10 protein-coding genes are annotated in these 13,756 nt (G+C 44.6%); 7 read left to right on the forward strand and 3 right to left on the reverse strand.

Going from position 1 to position 13,756, the window contains the following annotated elements; all coding sequences use genetic code 11:
• The first annotated feature begins 4 nt into the window (after nucleotides 1-4).
• Genes J8M00_RS26765 through J8M00_RS26775 form a run of 3 tightly spaced genes read left to right on the forward strand, consistent with a single transcriptional unit; the run spans nucleotide 5 to nucleotide 4,660 of the window.
• Complete coding sequence (locus tag J8M00_RS26765) at nucleotides 5-322, forward strand: ArsR/SmtB family transcription factor (protein WP_211013432.1); 318 nt, start codon at nucleotides 5-7, stop codon at nucleotides 320-322.
• A complete protein-coding gene (locus tag J8M00_RS26770) occupies nucleotides 322-3,615 on the forward strand; it encodes an efflux RND transporter permease subunit (RefSeq protein WP_211013433.1) in 3,294 nt (1,097 codons plus the stop codon). Before J8M00_RS26765 ends, J8M00_RS26770 begins: the two co-directional genes overlap by 1 nt.
• Nucleotides 3,599-4,660, forward strand: coding sequence for an efflux RND transporter periplasmic adaptor subunit (locus J8M00_RS26775; RefSeq protein ID WP_211013434.1), 1,062 nt, complete (start codon nucleotides 3,599-3,601; stop codon nucleotides 4,658-4,660). Before J8M00_RS26770 ends, J8M00_RS26775 begins: the two co-directional genes overlap by 17 nt.
• Before the next feature lie 3 nt (nucleotides 4,661-4,663).
• Here J8M00_RS26775 and J8M00_RS26780 read toward each other — a convergent pair whose 3' ends face one another.
• Nucleotides 4,664-5,341 (reverse strand): nitroreductase family protein, encoded by a 678-nt coding sequence (locus tag J8M00_RS26780; protein ID WP_211013435.1) that lies wholly within the window; start codon nucleotides 5,339-5,341, stop codon nucleotides 4,664-4,666.
• A 244-nt stretch (nucleotides 5,342-5,585) separates the two neighbouring features.
• Between J8M00_RS26780 and J8M00_RS26785 the strand changes: the two genes are divergently transcribed.
• Entirely contained in the window at nucleotides 5,586-6,251 is a 666-nt protein-coding gene (locus J8M00_RS26785) for a fumarylacetoacetate hydrolase family protein (protein WP_211013436.1), read from the forward strand.
• A gap of 102 nt (nucleotides 6,252-6,353) precedes the next feature.
• Entirely contained in the window at nucleotides 6,354-7,541 is a 1,188-nt protein-coding gene (gene purT, locus J8M00_RS26790) for a formate-dependent phosphoribosylglycinamide formyltransferase (protein ID WP_211013437.1), read from the forward strand.
• 49 nt (nucleotides 7,542-7,590) lie between these two features.
• On the opposite strand, the gene J8M00_RS26795 is transcribed toward purT, so the two are convergent.
• Nucleotides 7,591-8,277 (reverse strand): TorF family putative porin, encoded by a 687-nt coding sequence (locus J8M00_RS26795; protein ID WP_211013438.1) that lies wholly within the window; start codon nucleotides 8,275-8,277, stop codon nucleotides 7,591-7,593.
• A 270-nt stretch (nucleotides 8,278-8,547) separates the two neighbouring features.
• Nucleotides 8,548-9,714, reverse strand: coding sequence for a hypothetical protein (locus tag J8M00_RS26800; RefSeq protein ID WP_211013439.1), 1,167 nt, complete (start codon nucleotides 9,712-9,714; stop codon nucleotides 8,548-8,550).
• Between the two features lie 445 nt (nucleotides 9,715-10,159).
• Between J8M00_RS26800 and J8M00_RS26805 the strand changes: the two genes are divergently transcribed.
• Both J8M00_RS26805 and J8M00_RS26810 read left to right on the forward strand, forming a co-directional pair.
• Nucleotides 10,160-12,106 (forward strand): AsmA family protein, encoded by a 1,947-nt coding sequence (locus J8M00_RS26805; protein WP_211013440.1) that lies wholly within the window; start codon nucleotides 10,160-10,162, stop codon nucleotides 12,104-12,106.
• A 469-nt stretch (nucleotides 12,107-12,575) separates the two neighbouring features.
• Nucleotides 12,576-13,343 carry an ATP-binding cassette domain-containing protein gene (locus J8M00_RS26810; RefSeq protein WP_211013441.1) on the forward strand — a complete coding sequence of 256 codons (768 nt, stop codon included), beginning with the start codon at nucleotides 12,576-12,578 and terminating at the stop codon, nucleotides 13,341-13,343.
• Nucleotides 13,344-13,756 lie beyond the last annotated feature (413 nt).

Genomic DNA, 13,756 nt, shown 5'->3' on the forward strand with positions numbered 1-13,756 from the left:
GATATTGAAAGTTCAAGATATGGCGCAAAGCGCCGAGAATGCAGAAGCTTTGCTAAAGCTTATGGCCAACAAAAATCGCTTAATGATATTGTGTAGTTTGCTACAACAAGAAATGAGCGTTGGCGAGTTAAATACTCAGGTTCCCTTAGCTCAATCGGCTTTGTCACAGCACTTAGCAGGGCTGCGCAAAGCCAATGTCGTTGCGACGCGTCGTGATGGGCAGGTCATTTACTATCGCATCATTGATAACAAGGTCACTGCGATTTTGGCCCAGTTGTATCAACTGTTTTGTCAGCCTCAGCTAGACGAGGAGCCTAGCTAATGCTTGCAAGAGTAATGACGCAGTTATTAAACAGCCGCATCCCCCTGTTTATTCTAGTGGTGAGCATTGCACTGGGCCTGTTAGCGTTACATCAAACTGCACGTGAAGAAGAGCCGCAAATAGTCGTGCCTATTCTAGATATTCACGTTGATGTACCAAATATCGCGGCTCCTGAGGTGACGCGTTTGGTTACTGAACCCTTGGAAAAGTTATTGTGGCAAATTCCAGGTGTTGAGCATGTTTATTCCACGACTGTGTCGGGTAAAACCTCAGTTACATTGCGCTTTGAAGTTGGCCAAGATCGCGAGCGAGCGATTCTCAACACTTACACAAAATTGTATGCCAATGAAGATCGCATGCCTCAAGTCGTTGAAAAGTGGCAAATAAAGCCTGTAGAAGTGGATGATGTAGCGATCTTGATGTTGGGCTTATATAGCGATGACCCCAGTCGTTATAGTGACTTCGAGTTGACTCGTATCGCGCAGGAAGTTTCGATACAGCTACAGACGATTGCCGATACCAGTGAGGTGACGGTGCTCACTGGGCGGCAGCGACAAATTCAGGTTGAGCTCAATGCAAATTCGTTAGCGGCGCATCATACTACACCGCTAGATGTACTGAGTGCGATCCAGCATGCTAATCAGCTGCAGACCGTTGGCAGCTTCGTCGTCGGTGATCGGCAATGGCAATTGCAAGCAGGTGATGTGTTACGTACCGCCGCTGATCTCGGCCAGTTGGTTGTCAATGTTGTCAATGGCAGACAGATTTACCTAAGCGATATTGCCGCTGTGAAAGATGGTCCAAGTGAGCCACTGCATTATCAATGGTTAACCCTAGATGAAAAGCGACGTAACCTACCTATGGTGACGCTAAGTGTGGCCAAACAGCGTGGCAGTAATGCGGTGACAGTTGCCAAGCAAAGTCTTGCAATGATGGACAAGTTGGACATGGAGTTACTGCCAGCTGGTGTGCATTACCATGTGTTGCGTAACTATGGCGAAACCGCAGATGAAAAAGTGAATAACCTGACCGCAAGTTTGGCTTTTGCCATAGTAACTGTGGTGACATTTGTGGGTGTATTTCTGGGCTGGCGTCAAGCCCTAGTGATTGGTTTAGCAATCCCTATCTGCTACGGTATAACGCTGATTCTAGGGTATGCATTTGGCTATACCATTAATCGAGTTACATTATTTGCCTTGATCTTAGCGCTAGGCCTATTAGTGGACGACCCGATAACTGGCGTAGACAATATGACACGCTTTTTGCGGCGCCTCGGGCCTAGTCAAAGCGATGCAAAACACACCAAAGCTATTACATCAGCAATGCTTGAAGTTAAAGTACCGTTGTTAACTTCGACGCTGACCATCATAGTCGCATTTATTCCACTGGCATTTATAACCGGTATGATGGGCCCCTACATGGCGCCAATGGCATTCAATATTCCTGTCAGCGTGATTGTGTCGACCTTGGTGGCTCTATTTGTTACACCTTGGTTGGGCAGTAAATTGCTAACTAAAAACACAAATACAACGCCAAAAAGCACACAGGGTTGGTATAGGAAAGTACTAACAACCTTGCTCTCACAGCCAAAAAAGGCCAAATGGATACTGTGGACTGTGCTGGTGCTTTTTGTCATTAGTGCTTGTTTGCCCCTGCTACGTGCCGTACCACTTAAACTCTTGCCTTTCGACAACAAGAATGAAGTACAAGTGTTACTCGATATGCCGAGGGGGAGCAGCTTAGAAGCAACAGCAGCGCAGGTTCAGCGCATCCAAGAGGTGGTTTGGCAGCTTCAAGAAGTGTCGTCTATCGCCGCTTATATCGGACAGCCATCTAGTGTTGACTTCAATGGCATGGTGCGCGGGTATTATCAACGTCATGGGAGCCACTTTGCAGAGCTTCGTGTGCTATTGCTTGATAAGCGGCAACGTGTTCATCAATCTCATGCAGTGGTGCTAAGGATGCGACAATTGTTGTCACCTCTCGCGACTCACGGCATAAAAATTAAGGTCGTTGAGGTACCACCTGGACCCCCTGTGATGTCCACCTTGGTTGCGGAAGTATATGCCTCAGATATGTTTACAGACAGAGCAACACATGAAAAATCGGCAACAATATTGGCAAGTAGGCTGGCACAAGAAGCACACGTTACAGAGGTTGATTTAAGTTTGGACCCTCAAGCGACTCGTCAACGATTTGTATTGGATAAAAGTAAAGCAGCTTTGTCTGGTATTGTAACTCAGGACGTTAATCGAACATTGCAAATAGCCAGTGGAGGCCTAGTTGCTGGCACATTACATGTACCTTCTGAAGCCACGCCATTAGAAATTGAATTGCAATTACCTTTTATTGAGCGAAATCAGTGGCCAGTGCTCAATGCCCTGCAACTACGCGGTCGCGGTGAACTCGCTAAAAACGCATCTGGTCAAGCGCTTGAAGATGCAGCCAAACCTTTGGTGCCATTGGGGGAGTTAGGAAAATGGCAGTTGGGAGCTGTGGAGCAAGCTATTTATCGAAAAGACTTAAGAGAAGTCATTTATGTCACGGCTGAACTGAACGGTCGCACGCCCGCATCAGTGATTGCAGACATTGTCAGTGATGAAAATAGAGAAGGTCGGTTGGAGGAGCGAGATTGGCAGCAGCGTACATTTATCAGGAGTGGCTCTGGCATGGGTTGGCAATTACCACAGGGGATTGAATATCGATTCTCTGGAGAAGGGGAGTGGCGTATTACCGTAGATGTCTTTCGTGATATGGGAATTGGCTTTGCATTTGCCCTTACTGCGATATTTGTGATCTTACGTTGGCAAACCGCATCGAGTGCTTTGGCTGGCATTATTATGTCGGCCATTCCTTTGACTATGATTGGGATCATGCCCGGTTTTTGGTTATTGAATCAGTTTGGTGAGCGCACCATTGCCAATGCACCGGAACCTATTTTGTTCACTGCCACAGCTATGATTGGGATGATCGCATTGGCTGGGATAGTGGTACGAAATAGCTTAATTTTAGTGGAATATGTAAATCAGCAACGCGCCCAAGGGGTGGAGATTAAAGAAGCGCTTTACCAAGCGGGCGAAGTACGTATGAGACCAGTGTTGTTAACGGCTGGAACGACCATGCTTGGGAACTTAGTGATCATCTTAGACCCGGTATTTAGCGGATTGGCGCTAGCTATTATATTCGGTACATTGGCATCAACGATGCTCTCACTGGTGGTGGTGCCAGTGGTGTACTTCTTGGTATTTTCGAACAACTCACAGCAGGAGAAATCAAATGCACTTAGTGAATAAAAAGTGGGTCGCGTTGGGTGCATTTGCAGCCTTAGGTATTTTATTGGCCACCTTTTCCGGTGTATTTGATGAGAAACGCAAGCCCCTGCTGCGTGCCAAACCTGAGCCATATCAGGGGGATCAATATATCGTGCAAGCACAGCCTGTGGCATCGAGTGATATTGTCAGTGCAAGTGTGGTTGCACGTGAAAATACGCTCGTTGCGAGTCGGATCTTAGCGCAATTGCAGACACTCGAAGTCCGGGCTGGTCAGTTAGTCAAACAAGGTCAACTATTGGCGACACTGGACGGTGCAGAGCTGCGTGCGGCATTGCAAGAGATCAGGGCGCAAAGTAAAGCCAATGAAGCTCAATTGCTGCAAGCCAAAAAACAACTGACGCGCAGTGACGCACTATTTGCTAAAGGTCTTATTGCAAAAAATATTATTGACGAGCGGCAAAGCAAGGTTGATGAATTGGAAGCGCGTCATCTAGCACTGAGCGAACAATTAAATGGTGCACAAGTTGCCTTAAGTTACACTCAACTGCGTGCGCCGATAGCAGGTTTGGTCGTAGAGCGATTACAAGAACCCGGCGTTATGCTGAGCCCCGGCGTGCCGATTGTAGAAATATTTAACCCTGCTAGCTTACAAATTAGCGGTGCAGTGCGCTCAAACTTGGCAGGTCAGCTGAGTATAGGTGAGCCATTACAAGTGAAATTAGATGCGCTGGGAAAGTCTGTGATAGGCCACGTCAGTGAAATAGTCCCGGTGGCAGATAGCCTTGCTAGGCAGTTCGAAATAAAATTAGACATCACGCCACCGAAGGGAGCAAAACCTGGCATGTATGCGCAAATCACTCTGCCGACTGAGCTTGTATCGAGAGTAGTGGTGCCGCGTCAGCTTGTCTATCAAACTGGGCAATTGAGCATGGTATATGTCGTTGAACAGGGGATAAAACAAAGACGGTTAATTCGATTAGGGCGACAACTGAATGACAAGGTGGTGGTGTTATCTGGATTAAAATCGGGAGAGATACTGGCCGTTACGCCCAGTATCTCATCTTGAGTACTAGATAAATGAAGCGATCTCATCCAGTGACTTTTTAACCAGGGCATGCTCAGGTACTGTAGCATCCTCGGCAGGGTAGCCGGCTATCAGTAGCATGTACGGGCGCTCGTTGTCTTTGTCACGTCGACAAATTTCAGTTAAAAAGCTCATTGGTTTTGGCGTATGTGTCAAAGTGGCAAGGCCTGCATTGTGCAAAGCTTGGATCAAAAAGCCTGTGGCGATCCCAACTGATTCATGTACATAATAATTGGTGTTTTTGTCATCAGCGTGGATCCCGCCTTTTTTTTGCGTGAAAATCGCAATAAGCCAAGGGGCATGTTCTAAATAGGGTTTTTGCGCGTCGGTACCAAGTGGCTTCAGCGCGTCTAACCACTCATCGCCAGCGCGGCCTTCATAGAATGAGCGCTCTAGTTGCTCTGCGGCTTCTCGGATTTGCTTTTTCACATCACTGCTGTGAATTGCCACAAAGTGCCACGGTTGGTGGTTGGCCCCGCTGGGAGCAAGTCCGGCTGTTTTGATACAGGTTTCAATGATTTCTTTTGGCACTGGGCGGTCACTAAAGCTACGAATGGTATGTCTGCGCTGCATTAACTCGAAGTTGTCGTCCGCTCTTTGTTGCATTTCTTGTGGAGGGTACTCAACAAAATCAGTCAATGGGATATTGTCATGGGCTTTCATGATTGTGGTTCCTAGTTACTTGCTGTGGGTTTTTTATAACTTGTGATTATAAAGGTTTCAACTTGTTGCGCACTATGGTTAACATAAAGTTTCCATAACAGTGGCAAAATATGTTTACTATCTGTTAGGTGAGATGAGCATAATAACGAGTGTGTATATTGGCTATAATAACTGCAAACTCTGATTTACTCCTATGCTTAGGTACAATTATGCGTGATGTATCTGATAGTGAAGGATAAAAGCCATGTATCAACACAAATGGGTTTCAGGAGAAACCGTGCAACTTCCAGTTGGAAAAGCTGTATGTATTGGACGTAACTATGTTGCGCATGCAAAAGAGCTCAATAATCCTGTACCAGAATCACCTCTATTGTTTATCAAGCCAGCCAGTGCTTTTTGCGATTTTGCTCCAGCGATTACGATAAATGAGCAGCTAGGTAGGCACCATTATGAAGCTGAGCTCGTCTTATTGGTTGGTAAGACACTAGATGCCAATAGTAAAGATCCGCTTGCACATATCGCAGGTATCGGGTTGGGTTTAGATTTAACATTACGAGATCTGCAGTCGCAGTTAAAACGACAGGGCCACCCGTGGGAGCGCGCAAAAGCATTTGATGGCAGTGCCAGTTTAACGCCATTTTTGCCAGTCACTGAAGATGAGTTGAAATTGCCATGGCAATTTCAATTTTGGCAAAACGACCAACTGAAACAATTAGGCGAGACTGACAACATGATTTTTAAGTTGCCCCTTCTGTTACAAGAGATCTGTCGCTACTTTACTCTACAGCCAGGAGATATCGTTATGACAGGCACACCGCAAGGTGTTGGGGAGCTCAATATTACAGATACACTGGCGCTGCAATTAGGCGACGGCGAGCGGGTGTGTAGTCAGGTGCAAAAACGTAGTTAACATCATTTGGCCGTTTTTAAAGCATGGAAGATAATTTGCTGGACTCGATACGCAGCATGAGCTTAGGCTATTGAGGTGAATTTACGGATATCAGGAAAATGTATGAAAACTAAGTCATTAGGAACCCCTTTTAGCGCCACTGCGTGTAAGGTATTGTTTTGCGGTGGCGGTGAGCTTGGCAAAGAAACGGTGATTGAGTTTAAGCGGCTCGGTGCCGAAGTCATCGTCTTAGATCGTTATGACAATGCGCCAGCGATGCAAGTCGCGGATAGGAGTTACACCTTGTCGATGCTAGATGGCGATAAGTTGGCAGCAATCATCCGTGCAGAGAAGCCTGACTACATAGTGCCTGAAATAGAAGCTATTGCAACGGGGACTTTAGTTGAACTCGAAGGTGAAGGGTTTACAGTGGTACCCACAGCAAAAGCAACGCAATTGACCATGAACCGTGAAGGGATCCGTCGACTTGCAGCCGAAGAGCTTGGCTTGGCGACCTCCCCATATCAGTTTGTCGATAATTTAGCTGATTTTACAGCTGCAATTCATCAGATTGGTATGCCATGTGTGGTGAAGCCGATCATGAGTTCTTCTGGGAAAGGGCAGAGCGTGGTGAAAACTGATGCCGATATTGACGCGGCATGGACATATGCGCAGCAAGGCGGCAGAGCTGGTCAAGGACGTGTTATTGTTGAAGGTTTTGTTGATTTTGACTATGAAATCACACTGTTGACGATCCGCCATATTCAGGGTACTAGCTATTGTGCGCCAATAGGGCATGTACAAGCGGGTGGCGATTATCAGCAAAGTTGGCAACCCCAGGCAATGAGCGAAGTTGCGCTTGCGCGCAGCAAAGAAATTGCGTGCAAAATCACAGAAGCGCTTGGTGGTCGGGGCTTATTTGGTGTTGAACTCTTTATCAAAGGTGATGAAGTGTATTTCAGCGAGGTCTCGCCACGGCCCCATGATACCGGCATGGTCACGTTAATATCACAGGATTTGAGTGAGTTTGCCCTGCATGCACGCGCAGTCTTGGGGCTTCCTATCCCGAATATTCACTTTCACGGCCCGTCTGCATCCAGTGTCATTTTAGTAGAAGGTGAGTCCAAACAATTGCAGTTTGGCAATTTAAGCCAAGCGCTGGCTGAGCCAAACACTGACTTACGACTCTTTGGTAAGCCGGATGTTCAAGGAATTAGGCGTATGGGTGTTGCGTTAGCACGGGATACCCACATTGAGCAGGCCGTTGAAAAAGCAAAAAGAGTCAGCGCTGCGGTGGAGTATTCTTTGTAAATCATAGAAATAGGGCCGTTAGGCCCTTTGAGTTGCAGCAAAAATCAAATTACAAATCGAAGTCGACAGCGTAACTGACATAAACTTTAAGATCGTCGTCGGCGTCGAGATCGGTTTTGACTAGGCCAAATGTGTAACCATCTTTACTTAGGTTGACCCCATAATCCATATAGCTGTCATCTTCTCCTGTCCACTCCATGACCGTATCTCCCCGTGAGTTTCCGATATGCAATCCAAGCTCAGCGCTTTTGAATACCGGAAATGTGGCATTGAGTTCAAGATAGAGCATATCTTCTTCTGTGCTGCTACCTGATTGGGCATGGGTCAAATAACTGGCTTTAAAACTGAGATTGCGCCAGCCTAGAGAAGTATAAACTTCACCAAAGTCGATATCACCTGCAGCATCTGGGTAAGCATAGTGAATGTAGCCGACATCATAACTTAGCGCTTTGATCTCTCCGCTAAACCCCAAATAAAAATCTAGTTCGTAACTGGTGCTAGAAGTCTCACCAAAGTCTACATTAGATGCCCACGTTCCAAGGTAAAATCCAGAGTCATTGCTGTAATCGAGGCCACCAGATACAGCCGCGCCATCATCAGATTGCGTGATCCCACGCCAAAAATAATTTGAGCTGGCAGCAGCATTGGCTGAAATAGTATGGCCACTGGCAGCTAGGGCATTGCTAGAAAGTAATACTAAGCACGTACCCAATAAGAAAGAAGCTTTGTTTGTCATAATGGTTCCTATATGGCACAGAATAAATCATTTTTTAATACGAGTACCATTGAGAGAATTGTTTAACCCTGTGTTCAATGGCAACCCAAGCATCGCAAGCTCTGCGCCAACCTAAATAGGACAGAATGAATATTGATTAGGTAGTTGAAATTAATGGTGATAAACCAAAGTGCCGATAGCGCTGTTGGTGGGAAAGGTTATGCTGTGTGCACATCCTTGGTGCGCAATAGCATAGCCTGCACTGTTATTATGCAGGCTATGTCCTCAGAATTAGCCAAATATGGTACGCATTAGCTGGATAGTTTCATCTACGCTTCTGCCTTTTTCTACCTCGGCGATGATGGAGTCTCGTTTAGAGCGTATGTGCTCCGGCATAGACTCATCACTGAGTGCTCTGTCAACTAATGTTGCAGCAGACTCTTTGCTGCGTCGCACTGATTTGGTACCAGATGAAGTTGTAGTGCGCTTTGGTTTGTGCAGTAATTTATAGTAGTTAGAAGACGTTTTTGTGTCTTCATCAGCATAATAGAAGAAGATTGGCAGTAGTGCTTTCACTTCTGCAAGTTTCGACTCAAGTTCAGAGGTTCCACAGGCCATCGCAAACCAAGGCATTTTAGCGATTGCTTGCACGATATCTTGCCAATAACGCTCGAAATCACGGTTGTTTAAGCGGGTGACGCCCAAAGCTTGACACAGTGCATCGAGGCGATTATTGGTGATCGGTGTGAACACATCAGGGCGGCGCATGGCGAGCAGGCGTGTTGCAGGGGCAAGAGTTGGTTTTTCATCACTGCCATTAAAAGCACTCAGAAATGCGATAGTAAACCCTTGATAGTTCTCAAGTGTGACTGGACCCTCTAACGGAATATGAGCGAGGGCTTCGTCAAAAGCACCAGGCAAATCGGCCAATTGTTGATGAAAGCCTTTCGCGCTTTTTGTCGATGCAAACCATTCAACATCAAACTGATACACACTGGTATCGTGTTTTGCTGTGTGTTTACCAGCAAAAGCCAAGCGATCTTCAATTATCATGTCTTGCAACTTGTTGTCACGTAGTGTTGCGATGTATTCCATGAGCTTTAACTGCTCTTCAAGCACCAATACATCACTGCGTTGGGCTATGAAGTCACTAATCATTGGCCAAGGAGCGATCCGCAACGTTTTGACTTGCAGGAAGCTGATTGCTGAGATCAGCATATCTTGGAGTTTTTTTACAGTCGGAAGCTGGTGGTCGTCCAGCAGGTCAAAATTAATGCGGTTTTTAGCCACATTGAGTAACTCATAACACCAGCCCAGAAAGTCCTCTGGGTGATTTTCTACTTTAACCGCCATCAGATTTAAGCTGATCTCAGTAGATTGTTTTAAGATGTTTTGGTAAATCTGACTTTCTTGTTCGCCCAAAGCCATATTTGACGGTGAAATGAGCAACTTTTTCATGCTGCGCGGATACTCCAAGGTTAGGTTAAAATCTAGACTACTCAGTTTAGCGAATGTATCGATAAACTGGCAAGGGCGAGGATCATACCGGGTTCTAGCGCAGTTGCAACGCGGTTTGTGGTCTTTTTTTCAGCGAGCCTTATTCTGCCTTTTTTATGAGATCTGTTTTGCTCACTTCTGCTTGATGTTTGTTGGGTTATTTAAAGCGATTTGTGAATTGTAAATTGGGCGCAAGTAGTTAATCAGTTGGCGAGAGCTACTTTTATTTTAATTAATAAAAGCAATTGGTTATAAAATTTCTTAATGTACGGAAAGAGAATTTAGAGCCGTTTTATAAAACTTTTTTGCTATTTTTTTTACTATTCGCTTGTACGCTTCTTTTGTGGTTTTTTATCAGCCTCGCTATGATAGTGAATAGAAAATTATTTCTGTGTAAGGATGATCGATGAAGGCGATTTTAAAAGGTTTAGTGGGTCTCATAGTATTGACGATAACGTTGATCATATTGGCGCCCATGTTAATTCCGACAGAAACGATAGTATCTCAGATCACGTCGCAAGTTGAAAAAACAACGGGGCGGAAGTTAACCATCTCTGGCGACAGTGAGTTATCTATTTTACCTGAGCTCAACATTACGCTAAACCAAGTGGCGTTTGACAACATGCCTTCGGGAAGTGCGCCACATATGCTTAAAATGGACCAGCTTGCAGTTCATGTTCCTTGGTTTTCTTTACTGTCAGGTGAGTTTCAACTTGAGCGCTTTGTTATTCAAAACCCGCAGATATTGTTAGAGGTCGATGCACAGGGCCGTCCAAATTGGCAGCTATTTGATCCGGTGGCACAATCTCAAACGCCTGAAGCGACTGAGACTCAATCAGGTCCAGTTGCACTGCCAAGTGGATTCGATATTGCTTTAGGCGAAGTCGCAATTTATGGCGGTACTATCACGTATGCCGACGCTCAAGCGGGTACCAATGAAATGCTCACTGATTTAGCCTTGAGTGTCATGCTCCCTTCTCTATATCAACTGCTTTCGATCAAGGGGCAAGTAACATTCCAAAAACAGCGCTTTGATTTAGCGCTCAATGTTGATAATCCCGCCAAAGCGATTCAAAGTGAAGACTTTAAATTTACTAAACAGTTGCGCAACGAATTAGTGAATGTAGATTTCAACGGTGGCGTTTTAAAACAGGGGAGTGTCTTTGAGGGTGAATTGGCTGTTTCGGGTAGCTCAGTGAAATCATTGACGCAATGGCAAAATGTTGTATTGGAAGCCAAAGACAATGCGTTTAATGAGTTTGAAGTTACCGGCGCGATGACATTTTCCAATAATGTATTTAGCTTGGAAAGCTTTAGCGCAAAATTAGATGAATTGGCTATCAAAGGTAATGCGCAAGTCAACCTTGGTGAGCGTTTGTCTGTTGCGGCCAATGTGGATTTAGGAATGTTGAATTTAAATCCTTATCTACCTGAACCTGTGAACTCAACACAGCCTACAAAGCCAGAAGAAGAGGTTGCCGCAACACCGATTGTGTGGGATGACACTAAGATAGACTTGTCGGCGCTGAACATGTTGGATGCGGATATTGTCGTACGGTCTATGGGCCTTCAAGCACGCCAGATTACACTTGGGAAAAATCAATTGTCGGTGAAATTGGATAAGGGTCAAGCGGTATTATCACTGGATAGCTTCAATGCTTATGATGGCACAGGAAAAGGTAAAGTGGAGGTAAATGCCACTGCGATCCCTTATCAAGTCGATACAGACTTTGCACTCAATGGGATTAACGCTGAGCCATTGCTAACCGATGCGATTGGTTTTGATAAAGTACTGGGTAAGGGAAGTCTCAATTGGCAATTAAGTACGCGTGGTGTTAGTCAAAAGCAATTTATCTCACAGTTAGCTGGGAAATTGGCTTTTGAGTTTAAGGATGGAGGTGTAAAAGGGGCCAATCTAGCGGAGATGGTACGCAAAGGGCAAGAAATGCTTAAAGGTAATTTTTCTGGTTTATCAGAAGGGATCAACGCAGATTTTGATCCGCAACAAAAAACGGACTTCTCGGCTTTAACGGGCAGTTTTACGTTCAAAAATGGGGTTGGTACAAACAGGGATCTGCTACTGGCAAGTCCTCTTATCCGCATAACAGGGTCGGGTGTGGTCGATCTACCAAAAACTTTTGTGGACTACCGTTTAGTAACTGGGATTGTTGATACCATAGAAGGGCAAAGCAGTCGCGATAAAAGCACAGGTTTTAAAATTCCGGCGAGAATTAAAGGTCCATTCCACAAGGTCGAGACCAGCCTAGACTTTAGCAGTGCAGCCAAAGACAAGGCAAAAGATACCATTAAAGACAAACTGAAAGATAAGTTCAAAGGCTTGTTTGGAGGTTAAACAGTCTAAGGTGCATATTGTTTGATAGGACCACAATATGCATCTGTCCCCCTGCATTGTGGGTTTGAGACTTGAAGAGTCGGTTAATTGTATGCTGTGAAGACTTGGTCGCTGTATACTTCAGTTACTTCACTCCTCAAACCTCTATGTTTCATAATGTAAACCATCCTTTAGTATAAATTTATTATTTCCTATTTTGCATATGTTGAGTGGTAGCCTGTTTTTAAGTGTCTAGTATTTGGTATATAAATCTTTTTCTCATCCAGTAATTGTAAATAGTGTTACTTACATGTGATATTTTTGATTGAAAAATACACGCTAGTCGTTTAATTCTATTACTCATATTCTCAGCTCAGATAAATTTGAAGACCATGCTTACTGACCCCGACTTGTTAGGTTTAATTGGTTTACCATGCAATCGAAAATATGCACTGAATACCTCAGCGGCCATATTATTGAAGGCGGTGTTATGAAAGTCATACAGGTTGACTGTGTCAGTAAAACCTACCAGTACTATAAAAAGCCACAGGGTCTTTCTGCCTCTCTGAGACAGTTATTCCATCGAGAAATTGAATACAAAGAAGCGATAAAGGACATCTCGTTTGACATTGAGCGTGGACAGATTGTCGCTGTTGTTGGAGAGAATGGTGCTGGGAAAACCACAACGATGAAGATGCTTTCAGGTATCGTACATCCAACACAAGGGCATATAAAAATATTCGGTAATACGCCCTGTGCACAAACCGCATCTTTCAAAAAGCGCTGTTCTTTTTTAACCGGTCAAAGTTATCAACTTTGGCCCGATTTACCTGCTATCGATAATTTCAATTTATGCCAGTGTATTTATGAGATCCCATTACCTATATATCGACAAAGATTGTCCTATTTGGCTGAGTTTATGCGGGTTTCACACTTGCTTGATATTCAGGTGCGTCGTCTGTCTGGGACTGAGCGCTTGAAAATGGAATTAATCGCTGCGTTATTGCATGGTCCAGAGCTATTATGTTTGGATGAACTCACCATGGGGCTCGATTATTTATCTCAGCGTGAAGTCATGCGTTGTCTAAAGCAGTTAGCAAAAGAAGATAAATTAACTGTATTAGTATCAAGTGACACGGTAGATGATGTCTCGACATTGTGCGAAAGGGTACTGGTGATTAAAGATGGGCGTTTGATATGTGACAATGGTATTGAGCTGGCAAAGCAGGTATTAGAACATGTCATTGAAGTCGCTTGAACCAAATATTTACCTTATAAAGGTATGAAAAATGAATAAAAGTCATGTTGACAGCCATGGTCTGAACACGAAACAGTCTGCAATATGCGATATTGTGTCATTGATAAAACCTTAGGCTTTAGTCTCCACGACGCGACTGGCTTGGCTTTTGACTACCACAAGCTTTGAACCTGCGCTTTAAGATATCATGTCGAGAATTTCTAAAATGTCATCAATAAATCCGTGTCTTTTAAAACGATTTACATCTTAGCAATTTACTCGATCCCCCTGTGATATTTGTTGGAAGAATTTAATGTTCTAATAGTACTGCGGCAATCATTTCTTCAGACGTATTTTTTGCTTGGAAACTGAAATCTTTGAACTGAAACGAGTGTAGTAATATAGGCACTAACATGCATTGCCTTGTATGCTAA

The sequence above is a fragment of the Pseudoalteromonas luteoviolacea genome (assembly GCF_018100925.1).
GTDB classification, from domain to species: domain Bacteria; phylum Pseudomonadota; class Gammaproteobacteria; order Enterobacterales; family Alteromonadaceae; genus Pseudoalteromonas; species Pseudoalteromonas obscura.

Bases quoted from the DNA above. Each gene is read 5' to 3' on its own strand.
- J8M00_RS26795 (WP_211013438.1), bottom strand. From the start codon at position 8,277: ATGACAAACAAAGCTTCTTTCTTATTGGGTACGTGCTTAGTATTACTT.
- J8M00_RS26810 (WP_211013441.1), top strand. From the start codon at position 12,576: ATGAAAGTCATACAGGTTGACTGTGTCAGTAAAACCTACCAGTACTAT.
- J8M00_RS26770 (WP_211013433.1), top strand. From the start codon at position 322: ATGCTTGCAAGAGTAATGACGCAGTTATTAAACAGCCGCATCCCCCTG.
- J8M00_RS26780 (WP_211013435.1), bottom strand. From the start codon at position 5,341: ATGAAAGCCCATGACAATATCCCATTGACTGATTTTGTTGAGTACCCT.
- J8M00_RS26785 (WP_211013436.1), top strand. From the start codon at position 5,586: ATGTATCAACACAAATGGGTTTCAGGAGAAACCGTGCAACTTCCAGTT.
- J8M00_RS26805 (WP_211013440.1), top strand. From the start codon at position 10,160: ATGAAGGCGATTTTAAAAGGTTTAGTGGGTCTCATAGTATTGACGATA.
- J8M00_RS26775 (WP_211013434.1), top strand. From the start codon at position 3,599: ATGCACTTAGTGAATAAAAAGTGGGTCGCGTTGGGTGCATTTGCAGCC.
- J8M00_RS26800 (WP_211013439.1), bottom strand. From the start codon at position 9,714: ATGAAAAAGTTGCTCATTTCACCGTCAAATATGGCTTTGGGCGAACAA.
- purT (WP_211013437.1), top strand. From the start codon at position 6,354: ATGAAAACTAAGTCATTAGGAACCCCTTTTAGCGCCACTGCGTGTAAG.